A 19,058-nucleotide genomic window follows, 5' to 3' on the forward strand; every position below is an offset into this window, starting at 1 on the left:
CATGAATCGCCCGTGCCTGATGTTGTGCCTGTTGGGGTTGTCCGTACAGGCCAGTGCCATGGACCTGAAGCAAGCCTGGGACCTGCTGCAATACCAGGGCCCGATCTACCGCGCCGCGGTGCACGAGAAAGAAGCCGGCAGCGAGAACCGCGCCATTGGCCAGGCCGGCCTGCTGCCGCAGATCAACGCTGCGGGCTACTTCAACAGGGTCAATGGCAGCCAGCGTCAGAATGGCCGGGACAGCGACCTGGACTATGACTCCAAGGGCGCCAACGTGCGGTTGCGCCAACCGCTGTTCAACAAGCAGAAGATGGCCGAATACCGTCAGGGCCAGCAGCGTGCGGACTACAGCGTGGCGGTGTTCGATGCCAAGAGCCAGGACGCCGCGGTGCGCCTGGCCGAGGCTTACTTCGACGTGCTGCTGGCCAGCGAAACCATCACCCTGGCCAAGGCCAAGCTGAATGCCTTCGAAGAGCAACTGGCGTCGGCGAAGCGCCGCATGGAGCTGGGTGCCGGCACCATCACCGACATCGACGAGTCGGTAGCCCGTCGCGACCTGGCCGAGGCCGACCTGATCGAGGCCCAGGACAACCTGGTCAACGCCCGCCGCAAGCTGGAGGAATACATCGGTGAAACGCCGGAGTCGCTGACCACCTTGCAGCCGGGTTTCAGCACCCCGCCGCTGATGCCGGGGAACCTGCAGGACTGGCTGGTCAAGGCCCAGGCCGACAGCCCGTTGATCCATGCGCGCCGGCACAGCTACGAGCTGGCCGAAGAAGAAGTGAAACGCGCCCGCGCCGGGCACTGGCCGACCCTGGATTTCGTGGCGGGCTATACCGCCGGCAGCAGCCAGTCGATTTCCGAACTGAACCAGCGCAACCACTACAGCTCGATCGGGCTGGAGCTGAACATTCCGCTGTACAGCGGCGGCAGCACCAGTGCCCTCACCCGCCAGGCCAGCGCCAACAGTTCCAAGGCCCTGGATGAACTGGACGCCACGCGCGAGGAAGTGATTTCCGGCACCACCCGCGAGTACCGCGGCGTGCAGAGTGGCGCCTTGCGCATTCAGGCGCTGGAAAAGGCCGTGGCGTCCAACGAACGCTCGCTGCTTTCGGCCCGCAAGGGTTTCAGGGAAGGCGGCACCAGCACCAACTCGGATGTGCTCAATGCCGAGGAGTTGCTGTTTGACGCCCGGCATGACCTGTTCGAGGCGAAGCTGAACTACCTGATGTCGCGGCTGCGCCTGGCATCGTCGGTGGGCAGCCTGGGGGATGACGATATTCAGCAGATCAACGATTACCTCGGGCCGGAACTGGTGGTGAGCAACTGACTATCGGGCAGCCCGCTCCCACAGGGTATGCGGTGCCTACCGCATTTTGTTCCATTTCAGGCTATGATCGGTCACCCCGCCGTGGACGCCCTGCCCCATGCCCGTAGACCTCCAAGCGTTATACCCCAGGCTGATCCACCTGATGCTGGACACGGTGTTCGTGGTGGACCGGGACAACCAGATCGTTTTCGTCAGCGATGCCTGCGAGGCGCTGCTGGGCTACCGGGCCTGCGAACTGATCGGCACCCCGATCACCGACTACATGCACCCTGACGACCTGGCGATCACCCGCGCATCGATCGTCCGGGTGATGAACGGCCAATCCCACTACGACTTCCGCAACCGCTACATCCGCAAGGATGGCGGTATCGTGCATATCCTGTGGGCCGCCTGCTGGTCCGATGAGGCCGATGCCCGCATCGGTGTGGCGCGGGATGTCACCGCCCAACGCCAGGCCGAGGAGGAACTGCGCTTCCTGGCCCACCATGACCCACTCACCCGCCTGGCCAACCGGGCCATGTTCAATGAGCGGCTGGACGCAGCCCTTGCCGCAGCCCGACACCACAACCACCCGCTGGCGTTGCTGTTCATCGATATCAATGACTTCAAGGACATCAACGACAACCATGGCCACAGCGTGGGTGACCGGGTGCTGTGCACCCTGGCGCGGCGCCTGGAAGGCTGCGTAGGTGCGACCGATACAGTGGCGCGGATGGGTGGTGACGAGTTCACCGTGCTGCTGACCGATTACGTGTCGCCAGAGGCCATCGCCGAACAGGTGGCACGCATCCTGGCCGCCATGGCCGAGCCACTCGGCGCCGAGTTTGCCGGCATCGACGCGCCATCCTGCAGCATTGGCGTGGCCCGTTTCCCCGAGGACGGCAACGATGCCGACATGCTGCTGCGCCATGCTGATGGCGATATGTACCGGATCAAGCGACAGCGCGCTGCGGCCGGCTGAGCGCTCTGGCGGCCGCCAGCGGAAACGAGCACGACGGAGATGACCATGCGCAACCCTGAAGACGCCTTGCTCGACAGCTGGCAGCACAACGCACAGGCCTGGATCGATGCGGTGCGCAGCGGCAGTATCGAGAGCCGCCGACAGGTCACCGACCAGGCCATCCTGCTGGCCATTCTTGGCCGCCAGCCCGAACGGGTGCTCGACCTGGGCTGTGGAGAAGGCTGGCTGCTGCGCGCGCTGGGCGACCGGGGTATCGAGGCGGTAGGTGTGGATGGAGACCGGGCGCTGGTGGATGCCGCGCGTGCTGCAGGCTCTGCCGAGGTGCACCTGGCCAGCTATGCACAGCTGGCCGCCGGGCAGGCCTATGTCGGCAAGGACTATGACCTGATCTGTGCCAACTTCGCCCTGTTGCATCAGGACATCATCCCGTTGCTGGCGGCGATGAATGCGTTGCTGGCGCCCGGGGGTGGACTGGTGATCCAGACCCTGCACCCGTGGAGCGTGGCGGATGGGGATTACCAGGATGGCTGGCGGGAGGAGGCGTTTGCCGGGTTCGCCGGGGATTGGCAGGTGATGCCGTGGTACTTCCGTACCCTGGCCAGCTGGCTGAACGCGCTGGACATGGCGGGGTTGCGGCTGGTCAGCCTGCAGGAGCCACAGCACCCCCAGAGTGCGCTGCCACAGTCGCTGCTGTTGGTGGCCGAGGGGCGCTGAACCGCAGTGGCTTTACCGGCCTCATCGCCGGCAAGCCAGCTCCCACAGGTACTGCACTGGCCTATCGGGCCGTGGTGATCCTGTGGGAGCTGGCTTGCCGGCGATGAGGCCGGTACAGGCAGCAACTACAGGACTGGCTTGCGCGCCGCCCCGCTGCGGGCCTTGGCCATGGCTGCCAGGCGCACCGCGACGTTGGCCGCCCCGTAACCGGCATACCCCCCCTTGCGCTGGATGATCTCGAAGAAGAAACGCTCTTCGAACGGCTCGGTGTACACGTGGAACAGCTCGCCGCCCTGGGCATCGCGGTCGTACAGCACGTTGTAGTACGCCAGTTCGCTGAGGAACTCGTCGTCGAAATCGAAACGCGCCGCCAAGTCGTCGTAGTAGTTCAGCGGGATCTCCAGCAACGGTACCCCAGCCAGTTTGGCCCGCGCCACTTCGCGGAAGATGTCGTCGCAATCGAAAGCGATGTGGTGCACGCCCGAGCCACGGTAGCTGGACAGCGCATGGGCGATGGCGGTGTTGCGGTTTTCCGAGATGTTCAGCGGCAGGCGCAGAGTGCCGCACTGGCTACGCAGGGCGCGGCTCTTGACCAGGCCATAAGGGTCCGGCAGTACCACTTCGTCGTCGGCAGCGAAATCGAAGAGGCTCTTGTAGAACAGCACCCAACTGTCCAGCGACTCGGCCGGCAGGGCCAGGGCCATGTGGTCGATACGGCGCAGGCCACCGGTGGCCGTGGCGTTCTTGTCCAGGCTGAAGTCGGTGTCGTACAGGGTCTGGCCGGCAGTGCCCTGCTCCACCAGGTACAGCAGGCTGCCATCTGGCGCACGTACCGCCGGCACTTCGCACTCGTTGGGCCCGACCAGGCCACGGAACGGCTGGCCACGGAAGGCCGTGGCGCGCTTCAGGGCGGCTTGCTGGTCCTTGACCCGCAGCGCGGTGGCGCACAGCGACGGCCCGTGGGCCTCGAAGAAGTTGTGGCCGAAGGAATAGGGTTCGGCGTTCAGCACAATGTTGATATCGCCCTGGCGCAGCAACTGCACCTCTTTGCTGCGGTGCTTGCCGGCATCGGCAAAGCCCAGGCGCTTCAGCCAGCTGCCCAGGCGCGCGCCAACGGCTTCGTCGACTGCGAATTCGAGGAACTCCACGCCGTCATAGGCACTGGCCGCCGGTGGGGTGAACAGCACACCGGGCTCGATCGAGGTACCTTCCTGCTCCAGGCGCAGGCGGGTGTGTTCTTCGAGGTACAGCAGCGAACGCAGGCCGTCGGCGGCATTCTGCCGGGGCGGTGCGGCGCGGAAGCCGTCGTTGAAGATTTCCAGCGACAGCGGCCCGCGGTAGCCGGTGGCAAGGATTGGCGCCAGGAAACCGGCCATGTCCATCTCGCCCTGCCCCGGGAAGCAGCGGAAGTGGCGGCTCCACTCCAGCACATCCATGGCCAGGATCGGCGCGTCGGCCATTTGCACGAAGAAGATCTTGTCGCCGGGGATATCGCGGATCGCGCTCGGGTCGCCCTTGAGCGACAAGGTGTGGAAGCTGTCGAGGATCACCCCGAGGGCCGGGTGGTCAGCCTGGCGCACCAGGTTCCAGACTTGCTGGTAGGTGTTGACGTGACGGCCCCAGGCCAGCGCTTCGTAGCCAATGCGCAGGCCGCGTTTGCCAGCGTGCTCGGCCAGCAGGCGCAAGTCGTCAACCAGCAATTGCTCTTCGCCGAGGGCATCGGCCTGGACGTTGCTGCACACCAGCACCAGGTCGGTGCCCAGTTCCTGCATCAGGTCGAACTTGCGCTCGGCGCGGTCGAGGTTTTTCTGCAGGCGGTCGCGGCGGCAGCCCTCGAAATCGCGGAACGGCTGGAACAGGGTGATGGCAATACCCAGGTCGGCGCACATCTGCCGTACCTGGCGCGGGCTGCCGGCGTAATAGAGCAGGTCGTTTTCGAAGATCTCGACGCCGTCAAAACCGGCGGCGGCGATGGCTTCGAGCTTTTCCGGCAGGGTGCCGCTCAAGGACACGGTAGCGATCGAACGCTGCATGGCGGGAGTTCCTTGTTGTTAGAGGGTTGAGGCCAGGGCTGCCTGTACCGGCCCAATCGCCGGCAAGCCAGCTCACACAGGATTGGCGAATACCTTGTGGGAGCTGCTTGTCGGCGATAGGGCCAGACCTGGAAAATCAGGACCACAGTTCCTGGCACGATCGATTATTCGCAGGTAAAGTCGTCGCTTCAATCTCTTTGTACGGAATGGTTAGTTTTGCGTTCGATTATCGCACAAAACCGGTTTTAGCGAATTGCCAGTCCACTGGCCCGTGGTCAACATGAACCACAGACGCAGGCACACCGACCCTCGCCTTCTGCCTTGGCGAATCTCCGGCGGAACCTGTGCAAACAACAATAACAACGGAGACAACGATGGCTCACTCCAGCTCTCAAGCCAAGAAAGCGACCGCCAGTGGATGGATAGGCTCGGCACTCGAGTACTACGATTTCTTCATCTATGCCCAGGCCGCTGCGCTGATTTTCCCGCAGATCTTCTTCCCCAACACCGACCCGAAAATGGCCATCATTGCCTCGCTGGCCACCTACGGCGTGGGTTACCTGGCGCGCCCGGTCGGCGCCTTCGTGCTGGGCCACTGGGGTGACACCCGCGGCCGCAAGAACGTACTGCTGCTGTGCATGTTCCTGATGGGCCTGTCGACCATGGCCGTGGGCCTGCTGCCCACCTACCACGACATCGGCCTGCTCGCCCCGGCCTTGCTGGTGGTGCTGCGCCTGATCCAGGGCTTTGCCGTGGCCGGGGAAATCTCCGGTGCCAGTTCGATGATCATGGAGCACGCACCGTTCGGTCGACGGGGCTACTACGCCAGCTTCACCCTGCAAGGCGTGCAGGCTGGCCAGGTGTTGGCGGCGGCAGTGTTCCTGCCACTGGCCTACTTCATGCCCAGCGAAGCCTTCAACGACTGGGGCTGGCGCATTCCATTCCTGATGAGCGCCATCGTGCTGATCGCCGGCTTCATCATTCGCAAGGAAGTGCACGAAACCCCGGCGTTCGTGAAGGAAGAGAAGCAGGACAAAGTCGCCAAGTCGCCGATCAGCGAGGCCTTCCGCCACAGCTGGAAGCACATGGTGCTGGTGATGTTCATGGCCTTGATGAACGTGATCCCGGTGGTCGCCACCATCTTCGGTGCGGCCTACGCGGTGCAGCCAGCCTATGGCATCGGCTTCGACAAGAGCGTGTACCTGTGGATTCCGGTAGTCGGCAACATCGTCGCGGTGCTGGTGATTCCGTTTGTCGGCAACCTGTCCGACAAGATCGGCCGTCGCCCGACCATGATCGCCGGTTGCCTGGGCTCGGGCCTGCTGGCCTTCGTCTACCTGTATGCGATCAGCATCCAGAACGTACCGCTGGCGTTCGCCTCGTCGATCGTGATGTGGGGCATGGTGTACCAGGGTTACAACGCGGTGTTCCCAAGCTTCTACCCAGAGCTGTTCCACACCCGCTACCGTGTTTCGGCCATGGCCATCGCGCAGAACATCGGCACCATGCTGACCGCCATGCTGCCGGCGCTGTTCGCCCTGGTAGCCCCGCCTGGTTCGGACAACATCCCGCTGGTGGTCGGTGGCCTGGCGTTCTTCATCACCTGCGTGTGTGCCCTGGCAGCGTACATCGCCCCGGAAACCCATCGCCTGGCGATGGAAGACCTTGGCAACCCCGATGCCAAACCGATGGACAAGACCGCGTATGAGGCTAGCCGTAAAGGGAGCTTTCAGGCAGTGAGCCACTGACAGATTGCAGGGGGCTGCTCTGCAGCCCATTCGCGGGCATGCCCGCTCCCACAGGGTCGCATCAAGCCTGAGGCCGATGCAGTCCATGTGGGAGCTGGCTTGCCGGCGAAAGGGCCGCAACGCGGCCCCGGCAGTTTCAGCCCTTGACCACTTCCTGCAGGCGCGCCCAGAGCTGTTCGACATGCTCCCGCTCGGTCGGCAATGCGCCAATCGACACCCGCACCATCCACCGTCCATCCAGCGTCGCCGGCGTCACATAGGCATCCCCGGACGCGTTCAGCCGTTCGGCCCAGCCCTTGGTATGCGCATCCAGCGCCTCCCCTTCCAGCCCCGCAGGCCGATGGCGAATGCACAACGTCTGCAACTGCACCGGCGCCAGCACCTCCCACTCCGCCGCCGCGCCGATTTGCCCGGCCAGCCACTGGGCATTGTCCAGGTCACGCCGCAGCCGTGCCTGCAACGCCTCGACCCCCTCGCTGCGCAGCATGAACCACAGCTTCAACGCACGGAACCGACGGCCCAGCGGGATACCCCAGTCACGCAGGTTCTTCACCTCGCCATCCACCGCCGACTGCAGGTAGCTGGGGTTGGTGCTCATGACCCGGATCAGGTGCTGCGGGTCGCGCACGTAGTAGATCGAGCAATCGAAGGCCACACCCAGCCACTTGTGCGCGTTGACCACCAGCGAATCGGCCAGCTCGATGCCGTCCCACATCCAGCGGCATTCCGGCAGGATCATCGCCGAGCCGGCCATGGCCGAGTCCACGTGCAGCCACAGGCCATGAGCCTGGGCGATCTCGCCGATCGGCCGCAGCGGGTCGAGGGCCGTGGTAGCGGTGGTGCCGGTGGTCGCGACCACGGCGCAGGGCTGGTTGCCGGCGGCCAGGTCCTGCTCGATCGCCGCCTGCAGTGCTTCCGGGCGCAGGGCATAGCGTTCGTCGGTCGGGATCAGGCGGATGTTGTCGCGACCGAAACCGGCCAGCAATGCGGCCTTGTCCACCGAACTGTGGGCATGGGCGCTGACATAGACGATCAGCGGCCTGGCCTGGGCTTGCAAGCCGCCGCGTACCAGTGCGTAGTCGCTGGCGCGTTCCCGCGCGCAGATCAGCGCCACCAGGGTACTGGTGGATGCGGTGTCCTGGATCACCCCGCTCCATTGGCCAGACAGGCCGAGCAGCTGACGCAGCCAGTCGAGGGTGGTTTCCTCCAGCTCGCTCAGGGCCGGGCTGGACTGCCACGACAGGCCCAGCACGCCCAGGCCAGTGCTGAGGAAGTCACCGAGGACCGACGACAGGGTGCCGTTGGAGGGGAAGTAGCCGTAGAAGTCCGGGTGCTGCCAATGGGACAGGCCGGGCATGACCAACTGGTTGACGTCGTCGAGGATCGCAGCGAAAGGTTCGCCTTGCAGGGGGGCCTGAGCGGGCAAGGCGGCCTTGAGATAGCCGGGCTCGACCTGGGCCATGACCGGGCGCTCGCCGACGGTCTGGCGGTAGTCGGCGATCAGGTCGATCAGTTGGTGGCCGTACTGGCGGAATTGTTCGGGGGTCACCTGGGGGCTCCTGTGGGTTTTTCGCTGCCTGTGCTGGCCTCTTCGCGGGTAAACCCGCTCCCACAGGTACTGCATCGTTTGTAGGAGCGGGTTTACCCGCGAAGAGGCCGGTACAGGCAACACAATGCCCCAGTCTAGGCACCTATCCCGAAGTGAATAACCCCGCCTCACGCATACCTGCTATGGCAAACCCGCATGCCCGCCCTGCACACCGAACTGCGACTGGCGCCACAACTCGAACACCCGGTTGCGCAACCAGCGGTGTTCGGCCGAGGCCTGCAGGCGCTGGTGCCACACCACCCAGTAGCGCTGGCTGTGGTCGATGAAGCCCAGCGGCCGCCAGGCCAGGTCATGCAGGCGGCACAGCTGCCGGGCGATGTGCTCGGGCACGGTGGCCAGCGCCTGGCTGTTGGCGATCACCTGCACGGTGGCAGAGAAGAACGGCACTTCCAGGCTGACCCGCCGTTGCAGGCCCTGGGCGCGCAAGTGGCGGTCGATGAAGCTGTCCTTGTCGCCTCCACCGGAAATACGCACATGCTTGTGCGCCAGGTAGTCGGCCTGGCTGAGCGCGCCGCGGGCGGCCAGCGGGTGGTCGTGGCGCATCAGGCACACCGCGCGGTCCTCGCCCAACAGGCGCCCGTGCAGGTTGGGTGGCGACTCGTCGAACAAGGTGGTGGCCAGGTCGATCTCGCCGCTGGCCAGCAAGGCGTACTGGCCGGCCTGCCAGGTGCGGTACTCCAGCGATACACCCGGCGCTTCGCGCTCCAGCGCCGCCACCAGCAGCGGCAGCATGTGCTCGGCCACGTAGTCCGAAGCGGCCAGGCAGAAACGCCGCTCGCAGCGCGCCGGGTCGAACACCGCGGGCTGGCGCAGGGCGTGCAGCTCTTCGAGAACCTGGCGCAGGGGTTCGACCAGGGCTTCGGCGTGTTCGCTGAGCACGTAACCGCGGCCCTGGCGTACCAGCAACGGGTCATCGAAGGCTTCGCGCAGATGGACCAGCTGGCGGCTGAGGGCGGACTGGCTGACGCCCAGGCGCTCGGCGGCGTGGCTGAGGTTCTTCAGCTGCAGCAGGTGGTCGAGGGTGCGCAGGTGGGCGAGGCTAAGGGAGGCGAAAGCGAGGTTCATACAGGCTCCCTTCCAGGGGATCGACCGGCCCAATCGCCGGCAAGCCAGCTCCCACAGGGTCACCACAACCATCGGGGCTTGTGCTGTACCTGTGGGAGCTGGCTTGCCGGCGATTGGGCCGCAAAGCGGCCCCAGAGAAGCAGATCAGTCAGTCAGACCAACATAAACGTTCTGCACGTCATCGTTCTCGTCGATGGCTTCGAGGAACGCTTCCACCTCGGCCAGCGCTTCGGCACTCAGGGTTGCCGCGCTCACCGGGTTCTTCGGGGTGTAGCCGATCTTCGCCGAGGTCACGGTGAAGCCATGCTCCGGCAGGGCCTTCTGCACCGCGTCCAGGTCGGTGGTGTCGGTGATGAACAGGGTCGAACCCTCTTCGTCGCCGTCTTCAAAGTCCTGGGCACCGGCTTCGATGGCCGCCATTTCCGGGTCGGCGTCGCCGCTCGGGGTGGCTTCGATCAGGCCGACGTGGTTGAAATCCCAGGCCACCGAACCACTGGCACCCAGCTGGCCCTTGCGGAACAGCACGCGGATTTGCGCGACGGTGCGGTTGACGTTGTCGGTCAGGCACTCGACGATCAGCGGTACCTGGTGCGGGGCGAAACCTTCGTAGCTTACCGCCGAGTACTGCACGGCATCGCCGTCCAGGCCCGCGCCCTTGCGGATTGCGCGTTCCAGGGTCTCGCGGGTCATCGAGGCCTTCTTTGCCTGCTCGATGGCCAGGCGCAGGCGTGGGTTCATGTCCGGGTCGGCGCCGGACTTGGCGGCGATCTGGATCTCTTTGGACAGCTTGCCCATGATCTTGCCTTTGGCGTTGGCCGCGGCTTCTTTATGTTTGGCTTTCCACTGTGCGCCCATGTCGACTCTCTTGTTTCAGCGGCCGGTTCAGGAAGCGACCGGCCAAAAGTGGGTGCAGTTTATACGCCCTCCGGCCTGTGTTCGACAAGAAATCTCATCAGCCTTTATCGGCCTTGCCCGCCGCCGCGGCAAACCGCGCCAGGCGCACATCCAGCCTGCGCGGCCGCAGCCCACGGTCCTCGGCCCGCTCCTTGCGGCGGATGGCATTGCGCACCATCAGCGAGCCCAGGTAGCGGATCGGCTCGGGCGGAAACAGCCCCAGCGGCCCCTTGACCAGCGGCGAACGGGTCCATGGGTCGTCCAGCCCCAGTGCCAGCGACGACAGAATCTGCCCGCCCATGTGGCACGGCCCGACGCCGCTGCCGGAGTAACCAAAGCCGTAGAACACGTTGCCCTGCCCGTCCAGCCGGCCAAAGAACGGCAAACCGGTCACCGAGCGGTCAGACGGCCCGTTCCAGCTGGCCGCCAGCGGCACCTCGGCCAGCGCCGGGAAAAACCCGCCCAGGCTTTCACGCAGCAGCGGCCGGTACGGCGACGGCTGGTCGAACACCGGCAGCATGCGCCCGCCATAGGCGAAGGTATTGCCGCCCTTGCCGAGCATCAGCCGACCATCGGAGGTGTTGTGGTAGTAATGCACGAATATCCGCGAATCGAGCACGCTGATGCCGCTGTCCAGGCCAATCTGATGCAACAGCTCGGGGCAAGGTTCGGTGATCACCATGTCGCTGGAAACAATCACCACGCTGCGCTCGAACTGTGGGAAAGCCCGCGCCATCCAGGCATTCAGGCCCAATACCACGCGGTCGGCGCGCACCGTGCCATGGGCCGTGCGCACCTGCACCGGGGCGCCGTGCTCCAGGCCGGTCATGGCGGTGCCCTCATGGATGCGCACGCCGCGCTGCAAGGCTACCCGGCGCAGGCCGCGCACCAGCTTGCCCGGCTGCACCGTGGCCGCGGCCGGCGAGAACCAGCCTTCCAGGTGCCGCGCCGAACCCGCCAGGCGCTGCACCTGCTGCAGCGGCAGGCGGCGAAACGAATTGATCCCCTTTTGCTCCAGCGCAGCGATCACCGAGTCGGTGGCGCCGACCTGCGCGGCGTTGGTGGCGGTGTACAGCGTGCCGTCCAGGCGGTAGTCGCAATCGATGCCATTGGCCGCGCAGAACGCGCCGATCTCACCGATGCTGCGCTCCGACTCACGCACCAGGCGCACCGCCTCGGCCACCCCGAACAACCGCTCGAGGGTGAAGTACTTGGCCGACCAGGACAACGCACAGCCACCATTGCGGCCACTGGCACCGGCACCGCAGATATCGGCCTCGATCAGCACGATATCCAGGGCCGGCACCGCTTCCTTGAGCATCAGCGCGGTCCACAGGCCGGTATAGCCGCCGCCGACGATGCACACATCGCAACGGACATCGCCTTGCAGCGGCGGGCACACCGCCTCTTGCGCCGAATCCAGGGCCTGTTGCAGCCAGAAGGGTCTCATTCGCTCGCTTTCCTTTCAGGTACGCAGTGGCTTGATTGCCATGCTGGTATTCGGTGCCACATCAGTGCTTTGCGCAGCGCTGGCCGGGCGGCTGTTCCAGTGCGGCAGCAGCACCAGCGCCGAGAACAGCGCGCAGCCGGCGAACACGATGAACACCGTGACACCATCGAAGTACCCCGGCAGCAGCCCGCCAAGCACCGCCCCCACCGAGCCACAGCCGTTGACGAAACCTGCTGCGGTGGCGCCGGCCTTGGCAGTGCCGAAGTCGATGGCCGCAGCGCCGCTGATCATCGAATCCGGCCCGTACAGGGTCAGGCCCATGACGAACAGCAGGGCCACCACCAGGATCACGCTGCCGGTATGCATGGCCGCCATGAACGCCGCCAACGCCACGGTCAGCAGCACCAGGCTGATGACACAGGCCGGCATGCGCCGGGCGCCGAACAGCTTGTCGGAGGCCAGGCCGATGATGATCGGGCCGAGCAGCCCGGCCAGTTCGAAGGCTGTCGGGATGATCGCTGCCCCTACCTTGCCCACCGAGGGCATCTGCTCGAAGACGATCACCGGCCCCCACAGCAGGATGGCGTAGCGCGCCGGCTTCAACAGGAAGTACGCCAGCCCCAGGGTCAGCACCGTGCGGTTGCGCATGATCTCCTTCAGCGGCGCCCACACGCTGCACAGGTTGCCGGCCGGGGCCATGCTTTGTGGCTCGGGCTCCACCGCCGGCAGGCCGACGTCTTCAGGCTTGTTGCGCTGCAGGAAGAAGAACAGCACGGCCACCAGCGCCACCACCGCGGCACTGGAGAAGAACGCCGCGTGCCACGTACCGACCAGGGTATAGGCCCACCAGCCGGCGAACGGCGAGGCCACCAGGCCGCCGAAGGCATAGCAGGAGCTCCACAGGCCCAGCACCCGCCCACGCTGCGACGCCGGGAAGAAGCTGCCGATGTTCTTGCACAACCCGGCCCAGCCGGTGGATTGCGCCAGGCCCTGCACCAGCATGCAGGTGGCGAAGATCGGGAAGGTGGCGTAACTGCCCATCACCACCGCCGCAGCAGCAGAAATCAGCAGGCCGCCGAGCACCACCACGCGTGGGCCAAAGCGGTCGGCAAGCATGCCCCAGGTGAACTGGCCTACGGCGTAGGCGGCCAGGTAGATGGCGTCGAGGTTGGCCATGGCGGCCTTGTCGAGCATGAAGTTGGGGTCTTCACCGATGCCCAGCTTGGCCACCGAGAAGGCCTTGCGGGTGAAGTAGAAGGCGGCGTAGGCCAGCCAGGTAATGGCGAAAATCTGGATACGCCAGCGTTTGAACGCGGCTAGGGATTGGTTCATGTAAGTCTGACCTCTTGCTTGAGTGTGCCGGCAGAATGTGAAGAAACGCCTGTCTTGTTCTTGTGTTACGCACAGCGATGACGAGGCTGTCATCGGGTCAGATGGCGCCGTGTGGGTGCCATGGCCCTGGCGGCACTTGTGGTACCAGCGTCGGGCTGACATGCATGGAAACAGTTGCGCTAAGATAAATAAAATCGATTTATCGTATTTCACACATAAGCCCAGCTTGTTACTGAGGTCGTCATGTCGGTTTCCCACGCACAACTCAAGGCCTTCCATGCCGTGGCCGTTCACGGCAGCTTTACCCGCGCCGCCGAAAAGCTGTTTCTTACCCAGCCCGCGGTGTCGGACCAGGTGCGCAAACTGGAGGAGCGCTTCGGCGTCTTGCTGTTCCACCGCAACAAGCGTTCGGTGCAGCTCACCGACCTCGGCGAGCGCCTGCTGGGCATCAGCCAGCGCCTGTTCGCCTGCGAGGCCGAGGCCCATGAACTGCTGCAGGATTCGCGTGCGCTGCACACCGGTAGCCTGGTGCTGGCGGTGGATGCGCCGGTGCACGTGCTGCCGCAGATCGCCCGCTTCTGCCAGCGCTACCCGGGCATCCAGGTGAAGATCGAGACCGGCAACACCGACGAGTCGCTGGCCCGGCTGTTCAGCTACCAGGCCGACCTGGCCCTGCTGGGGCGGGACGTCGACGATGAGCGGCTGCACTGCCTGCCGCTGCGCCGCGACCCGATGGTGGCGTTCGTATCCCACCAGCACCCATGGGCCAGCCGCGGCGCGATCAGCCTGGCGGACCTGGACGATACGCCGCTGGTGCTGCGCGAGCCCGGGTCGGTGACGCGGCAGACGCTGGAAGAAGAAATGCAACGGGCCGGGCTGCGGATTCGCCCGGCGATCCAGGTGGAAGGCCGGGAAGCGGCGCGGGAAGCGGTGGTGGTGGGGATTGGTGTGGGGGTGGTGTCGGCGGCGGAGTTTGGTGCGGATGCGCGGGTGTGCGCCTTGCCGATCGTCGATTGCCAGCGGCACCTGACCGAGACCCTGGTGTGCCTGAGCGAGCAGCGCACGCGGCGGGTGGTGGCGACCTTCCTGCAGATGGTGGAGGAAGGGTTGTAAGCCTGTGCCGGCCTCTTCGCGGGTAAACCCGCTCCCACAGGGGCCGCACTCAGGCTCAGATTGGCACGGTACCTGTGGAGACCAATGTAGGCAGCTCTCACAGGTATTCCACAGCTCTCGAGCTCTGTGGAGTACCTGTGGGAGCGGGTTCACCCGCGAAGAGGCCGGTACGGGCAACCCAACTATGCTGGGATAACCTCAACCCTCGGCACACAAACCATGCTCTACCGCCTTGCCGCCGACACCCTGGTCCTGCTGCACCTGCTCTTCATCCTGCTGGTGCTGTTCGGCGGCCTGCTGGTACTGCGTTGGCGCCCTGCCCTGCTGCTGCACCTGCCGGCGCTGGCCTGGGGCCTGGCGGTGGAATGCCTGCACCTGGGCTGCCCGCTGACCACCTGGGAAAACCGCATGCGCAGCGCGGCTGGTGACGCGGGCTACCAGGGCGGCTTCGTCGAGCACTACATCTGGCCGTTGATCTACCCCGCCGGGCTGACACCGCACACCCAGCTGCTGCTGGGCGCTTTGGTGCTGCTGCTCAACCTCGGCATCTATAGCTACGTGGCCTGGCGCTGGCGCCGCCCTAGCGGGTAGCGATCACGAACAGCCGCGGGAACGGCAACAGCACCTTGCCATCGGTGGCCGGCGGGTAGTCGCGCTGCATCGCCTGCAGGTACATCTGCAGGAAATCCGCCTGCTCCTGCTCCTCCAACCGCGCTAGATACGGTCGCAAGGCCGACCCCTTGAACCATTCCACCACGGCTTCCGCGCCACCGGCCAACGGGTGGTGGTAGGTGGTGCGCCACACATCCACCCGCGCACACAGCGGGCTGAGCAGGTCGTAGTAGAACGCCGCGCTGTGCCGTGGTGGCAGCTGGAAATCAGCGAATTTCGCCGCCCAGGGGCCCTGGCTGGCGATTTCGCGCAGCTGCCGGTGGGCCGGCTCGTCGAGGTTGTCCGGGGTCTGCACAGCCAGGCTGGCACCTTCGCTCAGCTGGCGCACCAGGTGCGGGTACAGCGAGGCGTGGTCGGGTACCCATTGCAGTGAGGCATTGGCCAGGATCAGGTCCTGCGGCTCGGGAGCGGACCAGCCGGCAATGTCAGCGACGACAGTGCGCACCCGGGGGATGCACAGCCGTTTACGCTCGCGGGCCTTTTCGATCATGTCCGGGTCACTGTCCAGGGCCGTCACCTGGGCATCCGGGTAACGTTGCAGCAGTACCTCGGTGGAATTGCCAGGGCCACAGCCCAGGTCGGTGGCGTGGCGTACCGGGCGTGGTGGCACAGCGGCGAGCAGATCGCGCACGGCGCGGGTACGCTCGTCTTCGAACAGCGAGTACTGGGTGGCGGACCAGGCCATGTGAAGCTCCTTTGGGCGGGCAATGTGTTCAGCATATTGCCATCTGCACTGTTCTGATAGGTCTGACGCGGTCCTTGTGGGAGCGGCCTTGTGTCGCGAAAGGGCCGCAAGGCGGCCCCATGGTTCTCCGGTGTTGCAGCCCTTTCGCGACACAAGGCCGCTCCCACAAAACCTGGCCCAACAACGCAAAACGGCCGGGTCCCTGAGGAAGCCGGCCGTTTCGAGAAGCGAGTGACGCTTAGTGCTGCTTGCCAGTGCGGATCTGGTGCACCACACCCATCGCCACCACGATTGCCGCGGCGATACCGGTGGAGATCACCAGGATCTGGTAGTCAGGCATGAAGGCCATGGTTACCAGGGCGGCCACGATGAACGCGATCACCAGGTAGGTCAGCCATGGGAACAGCCACATCTTCAGGCGTACTTCCTTGCCTTCGGCAATCAGCTTGCGGCGCATGCGCAGCTGCGAGAAGGCAATCACAAGGTACACCAGCAGGGCAATCATGCCGGTGGTGTTCATCAGGGTTTCCAGCACGTCTTTCGGGCGCAGGGTCTCGCTGAAGTTGATCAGCGCACACACCACGGCCACGGCGCACGAACCCATGATCGCGTACACCGGTACACCGGTGCCGGCGCGGGTGATCTTGAAGAACGACGGCGCGTCGCCACGCTGGGCCAGGGAGAACAGCATGCGCGAAGCGGTGTAGTGGCCCGAGATCAGGCAGCTGCTCACCGAGGTCAGCACCACGAAGTTCATCAGCAGCTCGGCATACGGCACGCCCAGCAGCTCCAGGGTGCGGCGGTAGGCGCCATAGCCGGAAACGCCCAGGTGCGGGTCGTTCCACGGTACCAGGCAGACGATCAGGAAGATCGAACCCACGTAGAACAGGCACACACGCCAGACCACCGAGTTGGTCGCCTTGACGATCTGCGCGGCCGGGTCCTTGGCTTCGGAAGCGGCGATGGTGACGATTTCCGCGCCGAGGAAGGCAAACATCACCCCGAGCAAGGCACCGATCACGGTGGTGATGCCATTGGGCATGAAGCCTTCGGCGGTGAGGTGGCTGATGCCACGCACTTCACCGAACTGCCAGATGTTCAGCACGGCAGCGGTACACACGATCAGGAAGCAGACGATCGCGATCACCTTGATCAAGGCGAACCAGAATTCGAACTCACCGTAGTGCTTGACGTTGAAGAAGTTGACGGTGATCAGCAACAGGGTCGTGGCCAGCACGAACACGTTGACGCTGACGTCGGGGAAGAAACCATGCAGGATCTTGCCCGCCACATAAGCTTCCCAGGCCATGAGGATGACCCAGTACCACCAGTACAGCCAGCCGATGGTGAAACCGGCCCAACGGCCGATGGCGCGATCGGCGTAGGTGGAGAACGAACCGGTGTCTGGCGAGGAAGTCGCCATTTCACCCAGCATGCGCATGATCAGTACCACCAGGATGCCGCCTGCCAGGTAGGCCAGCACCGCGGCTGGGCCGGCGCTGTGAATCACGCTGCCGGAACCGACGAACAAGGCGCCGCCGATAACCCCGGCGATCGACATCATCGTCAGGTGGCGCGACTTGAGCGAGGCACTGAGCTTGCTCTCGTGCCCGCTTTTCGCGGTGGTGGTTGTGGATGTTGCGTCCATCAGTTGTGTACCCCGTGCTTCTTTTTATCCAAGGAAAACTGTAAAACCCCGATGGCTGGCGGTTTCACGTACATCAGTGCTAATGCGCGCAGGATGGTGTGAGCGAACACACGCAGGCCTTCCATGGCGGCCTGCTGACGCGCCCCAGGGCAGGCGCCTGGGGCGAACTGAACATGCTTTAGGTGGCGATATCTGACACCTAATGTAAAAATGTCCGACGCAGAGAGCCATGCACAGTGGCATGAAACTCGCACTGCACTGTACAGGTCGCCCTTGCAATACACCTTGCAAACGCCGGGCGATACGCAACCTGAAGGCCCAAATGTTCGAATTACATCCAGACTCCTCGACCCCGCTGGTGAACCAGATCATCGACGGGCTGCGCGAGTTGATCGACAACCAGACCCTCAAGCCAGGCGCCAAGGTCCCCTCGATCCGCGCCTTTGCCGCGAGCTATTCGGTGAGCACCTTCACCGTGGTAGAGGCCTACGACCGTCTGGTCGCCCAGGGCCTGCTGGTGAGCCGGGGCAATGCGGGGTTCTTCGTCAACCGCGCGGCGGGCGAATTGCTCGACCCGCACAACGCCGAGGCCGACACCAGTCGACCAACGTTCAACTCCGAGTGGTACCTGCAGCAGATCTTCGAAATCCGCCAGCTGCCGTTCAAGCCTGGCTGCGGCTGGCTGCCCAACGACTGGATGTACGAAGACGGCCTGCGCCGCGGCCTGCGCCAGGTGGCCGGCAGCCCGCTGGAGCTGTCGGGCTACGGCGACCCCATGGGCCTGATGGAGCTGCGTGCCCTGACCGCACAGAACCTGCAGCAGGAACTGTCGATCGTCGCCAACCCGGCGCAGCTGATGCTCACCCATGGCGCCAGCCAGGCCCTGGACCTGGCCGCGCGCACCCTGGTGCGCCCGGGCGACGTGGTGCTGGTGGACGACCCCGGCTACCCCAACCTGATGAGCATCCTGCGCACCCAGGGCGCAACCCTGGTCGGCGTACCGCGCACACCGGCCGGCTACGACCTGAACCAACTGGAGCAGTTGCTCACCCATCACCGCCCCACTGCGTTCTTCACCCAGCCGCACCTGCACAGCCCGACCTGCTCGCGCACGCCGCTACCGCAGCTGCACCGCCTGCTGCAACTGGCCAGCCAGCACGGCTTCCGCCTGGTGGAAAACAACCTGTATGCCGACATGGTCGCCGAACCGCAGCCGTGCCTGGCCAGCCTCGACCACCTGCAGCAGGTGGTGTACGTGGGCAGCTACTCCAAGAGCATTTCGCCCAATGTGCGGGTCGGCTACATGCTGGCCAACCCCGAGCTGATGCAGAAGCTGCTGCACCTGAAGATGCGCTCGGGCCTGACCACCTCGCAGGTGATGGAGCGCGTGGTGTATGCCGCGATCATCGACGGGCGCTGGCGCAAGCACCTCAAGCGCCTGCGCCAGCGTTTGGCCGAGGCGCACCAGGAAGTTGGCCGGCATCTGCATCGGTTGGGCTTCGAGCTGTTCATCGAGTCGGATGAAGGGATGTATATCTGGACCCGCCACCCGGCGATTCCGGACAGCGCGGCGTTGCTGGATGATGCGTTGGAGAAAGGCATCATGCTCGGGCCCGGGCAGTTGTTCATGGTCGATGCCAAGGCGACCGGCTGGATGCGGTTCAACGTGGCGTTCAGTACCGAGCCGGCGATGTGGGAGTTGCTGGAGAAGGTGTTGGTGAAGCATGTGCGGCGGGGTGGGGTGTAACGGGCTGCTTCGGCTATCCGTGCGTCCACCTGGCGCTGATGGGCTGCCTGCCCCGGC

Annotated in this window: 16 protein-coding genes; 7 read left to right on the plus strand and 9 right to left on the minus strand. The window is 65.0% G+C overall.

Annotation, left to right across the window (positions count from 1 at the left end):
- Position 1: 1 nt before the first annotated feature.
- The 3 genes from RYH74_RS22085 (at position 2) to RYH74_RS22095 (ending at position 3,005) form a co-directional block, all read left to right on the plus strand.
- The gene (locus RYH74_RS22085; protein ID WP_075044811.1) at positions 2-1,330 is read left to right on the plus strand and encodes a TolC family outer membrane protein; all 1,329 of its coding nucleotides are present in this window, start codon (positions 2-4) and stop codon (positions 1,328-1,330) included.
- Positions 1,331-1,427: 97 nt separating this feature from the next.
- Positions 1,428-2,291, plus strand: a complete 864-nt coding sequence (locus RYH74_RS22090; protein WP_075044810.1) for a sensor domain-containing diguanylate cyclase — start codon at positions 1,428-1,430, stop codon at positions 2,289-2,291.
- 45 nt (positions 2,292-2,336) lie between these two features.
- On the plus strand, positions 2,337-3,005 hold the full coding sequence (locus RYH74_RS22095) for a class I SAM-dependent methyltransferase (protein WP_286101651.1): 669 nt from the start codon (positions 2,337-2,339) through the stop codon (positions 3,003-3,005).
- A 125-nt stretch (positions 3,006-3,130) separates the two neighbouring features.
- On the opposite strand, the gene quiC is transcribed toward RYH74_RS22095, so the two are convergent.
- A complete protein-coding gene (gene quiC / locus RYH74_RS22100) occupies positions 3,131-5,038 on the minus strand; it encodes a 3-dehydroshikimate dehydratase QuiC (RefSeq protein WP_025338610.1) in 1,908 nt (635 codons plus the stop codon).
- A 374-nt stretch (positions 5,039-5,412) separates the two neighbouring features.
- Here quiC and RYH74_RS22105 point away from each other — a divergent pair, with 374 nt between their 5' ends.
- A complete protein-coding gene (locus tag RYH74_RS22105; RefSeq protein WP_025338609.1) occupies positions 5,413-6,786 on the plus strand; it encodes an MFS transporter in 1,374 nt (457 codons plus the stop codon).
- A gap of 136 nt (positions 6,787-6,922) precedes the next feature.
- Here the strand turns inward: RYH74_RS22105 and RYH74_RS22110 are convergent, their stop codons facing one another.
- From RYH74_RS22110 to RYH74_RS22130, 5 genes are all read right to left on the minus strand, one after another.
- Positions 6,923-8,335 carry a DOPA decarboxylase gene (locus RYH74_RS22110; protein WP_317410132.1) on the minus strand — a complete coding sequence of 471 codons (1,413 nt, stop codon included), beginning with the start codon at positions 8,333-8,335 and terminating at the stop codon, positions 6,923-6,925.
- Between the two features lie 180 nt (positions 8,336-8,515).
- Positions 8,516-9,460 carry a LysR family transcriptional regulator gene (locus RYH74_RS22115; protein ID WP_317410133.1) on the minus strand — a complete coding sequence of 315 codons (945 nt, stop codon included), beginning with the start codon at positions 9,458-9,460 and terminating at the stop codon, positions 8,516-8,518.
- A 144-nt stretch (positions 9,461-9,604) separates the two neighbouring features.
- Positions 9,605-10,315, minus strand: coding sequence for a YebC/PmpR family DNA-binding transcriptional regulator (locus tag RYH74_RS22120; RefSeq protein WP_085592727.1), 711 nt, complete (start codon positions 10,313-10,315; stop codon positions 9,605-9,607).
- Positions 10,316-10,412: 97 nt separating this feature from the next.
- Positions 10,413-11,804, minus strand: coding sequence for an FAD-dependent oxidoreductase (locus RYH74_RS22125; protein ID WP_317410134.1), 1,392 nt, complete (start codon positions 11,802-11,804; stop codon positions 10,413-10,415).
- Between the two features lie 15 nt (positions 11,805-11,819).
- Positions 11,820-13,136 carry an MFS transporter gene (locus RYH74_RS22130; protein ID WP_085592731.1) on the minus strand — a complete coding sequence of 439 codons (1,317 nt, stop codon included), beginning with the start codon at positions 13,134-13,136 and terminating at the stop codon, positions 11,820-11,822.
- Positions 13,137-13,379: 243 nt separating this feature from the next.
- On the opposite strand from RYH74_RS22130, the gene RYH74_RS22135 reads away from it, so the two are divergent.
- Positions 13,380-14,249 carry a LysR substrate-binding domain-containing protein gene (locus RYH74_RS22135; RefSeq protein WP_013972053.1) on the plus strand — a complete coding sequence of 290 codons (870 nt, stop codon included), beginning with the start codon at positions 13,380-13,382 and terminating at the stop codon, positions 14,247-14,249.
- Between the two features lie 219 nt (positions 14,250-14,468).
- Entirely contained in the window at positions 14,469-14,840 is a 372-nt protein-coding gene (locus RYH74_RS22140) for a DUF2784 domain-containing protein (RefSeq protein WP_317410135.1), read from the plus strand.
- Here RYH74_RS22140 and tam read toward each other — a convergent pair.
- The 3 genes from tam to RYH74_RS22155 all read right to left on the minus strand — a co-directional run bounded on the left by tam (position 14,830) and on the right by RYH74_RS22155 (position 17,379).
- Positions 14,830-15,606: a trans-aconitate 2-methyltransferase gene (gene tam, locus RYH74_RS22145; protein WP_317410136.1), complete on the minus strand. Its 777-nt coding sequence runs from the start codon at positions 15,604-15,606 to the stop codon at positions 14,830-14,832. The genes RYH74_RS22140 and tam overlap by 11 nt on opposite strands.
- Before the next feature lie 238 nt (positions 15,607-15,844).
- Positions 15,845-17,254: an amino acid permease gene (locus RYH74_RS22150; protein ID WP_025338600.1), complete on the minus strand. Its 1,410-nt coding sequence runs from the start codon at positions 17,252-17,254 to the stop codon at positions 15,845-15,847.
- Complete coding sequence (locus RYH74_RS22155; RefSeq protein WP_286101647.1) at positions 17,254-17,379, minus strand: hypothetical protein; 126 nt, start codon at positions 17,377-17,379, stop codon at positions 17,254-17,256. Before RYH74_RS22155 ends, RYH74_RS22150 begins: the two co-directional genes overlap by 1 nt.
- A gap of 197 nt (positions 17,380-17,576) precedes the next feature.
- On the opposite strand from RYH74_RS22155, the gene RYH74_RS22160 reads away from it, so the two are divergent.
- Entirely contained in the window at positions 17,577-19,001 is a 1,425-nt protein-coding gene (locus RYH74_RS22160; RefSeq protein WP_015269943.1) for a PLP-dependent aminotransferase family protein, read from the plus strand.
- Positions 19,002-19,058 lie beyond the last annotated feature (57 nt).

Source organism: Pseudomonas sp. LSJ-87, from assembly GCF_032971465.1.
GTDB lineage: Bacteria > Pseudomonadota > Gammaproteobacteria > Pseudomonadales > Pseudomonadaceae > Aquipseudomonas > Aquipseudomonas putida_Z.

Bases quoted from the DNA above. Each gene is read 5' to 3' on its own strand.
- RYH74_RS22095 (WP_286101651.1), top strand. From the start codon at position 2,337: ATGCGCAACCCTGAAGACGCCTTGCTCGACAGCTGGCAGCACAACGCA.
- RYH74_RS22125 (WP_317410134.1), bottom strand. From the start codon at position 11,804: ATGAGACCCTTCTGGCTGCAACAGGCCCTGGATTCGGCGCAAGAGGCG.
- RYH74_RS22085 (WP_075044811.1), top strand. From the start codon at position 2: ATGAATCGCCCGTGCCTGATGTTGTGCCTGTTGGGGTTGTCCGTACAG.
- RYH74_RS22090 (WP_075044810.1), top strand. From the start codon at position 1,428: ATGCCCGTAGACCTCCAAGCGTTATACCCCAGGCTGATCCACCTGATG.
- RYH74_RS22135 (WP_013972053.1), top strand. From the start codon at position 13,380: ATGTCGGTTTCCCACGCACAACTCAAGGCCTTCCATGCCGTGGCCGTT.
- RYH74_RS22120 (WP_085592727.1), bottom strand. From the start codon at position 10,315: ATGGGCGCACAGTGGAAAGCCAAACATAAAGAAGCCGCGGCCAACGCC.
- RYH74_RS22115 (WP_317410133.1), bottom strand. From the start codon at position 9,460: ATGAACCTCGCTTTCGCCTCCCTTAGCCTCGCCCACCTGCGCACCCTC.
- tam (WP_317410136.1), bottom strand. From the start codon at position 15,606: ATGGCCTGGTCCGCCACCCAGTACTCGCTGTTCGAAGACGAGCGTACC.
- quiC (WP_025338610.1), bottom strand. From the start codon at position 5,038: ATGCAGCGTTCGATCGCTACCGTGTCCTTGAGCGGCACCCTGCCGGAA.
- RYH74_RS22140 (WP_317410135.1), top strand. From the start codon at position 14,469: ATGCTCTACCGCCTTGCCGCCGACACCCTGGTCCTGCTGCACCTGCTC.
- RYH74_RS22130 (WP_085592731.1), bottom strand. From the start codon at position 13,136: ATGAACCAATCCCTAGCCGCGTTCAAACGCTGGCGTATCCAGATTTTC.
- RYH74_RS22155 (WP_286101647.1), bottom strand. From the start codon at position 17,379: ATGGAAGGCCTGCGTGTGTTCGCTCACACCATCCTGCGCGCATTAGCA.
- RYH74_RS22160 (WP_015269943.1), top strand. From the start codon at position 17,577: ATGTTCGAATTACATCCAGACTCCTCGACCCCGCTGGTGAACCAGATC.
- RYH74_RS22150 (WP_025338600.1), bottom strand. From the start codon at position 17,254: ATGGACGCAACATCCACAACCACCACCGCGAAAAGCGGGCACGAGAGC.
- RYH74_RS22105 (WP_025338609.1), top strand. From the start codon at position 5,413: ATGGCTCACTCCAGCTCTCAAGCCAAGAAAGCGACCGCCAGTGGATGG.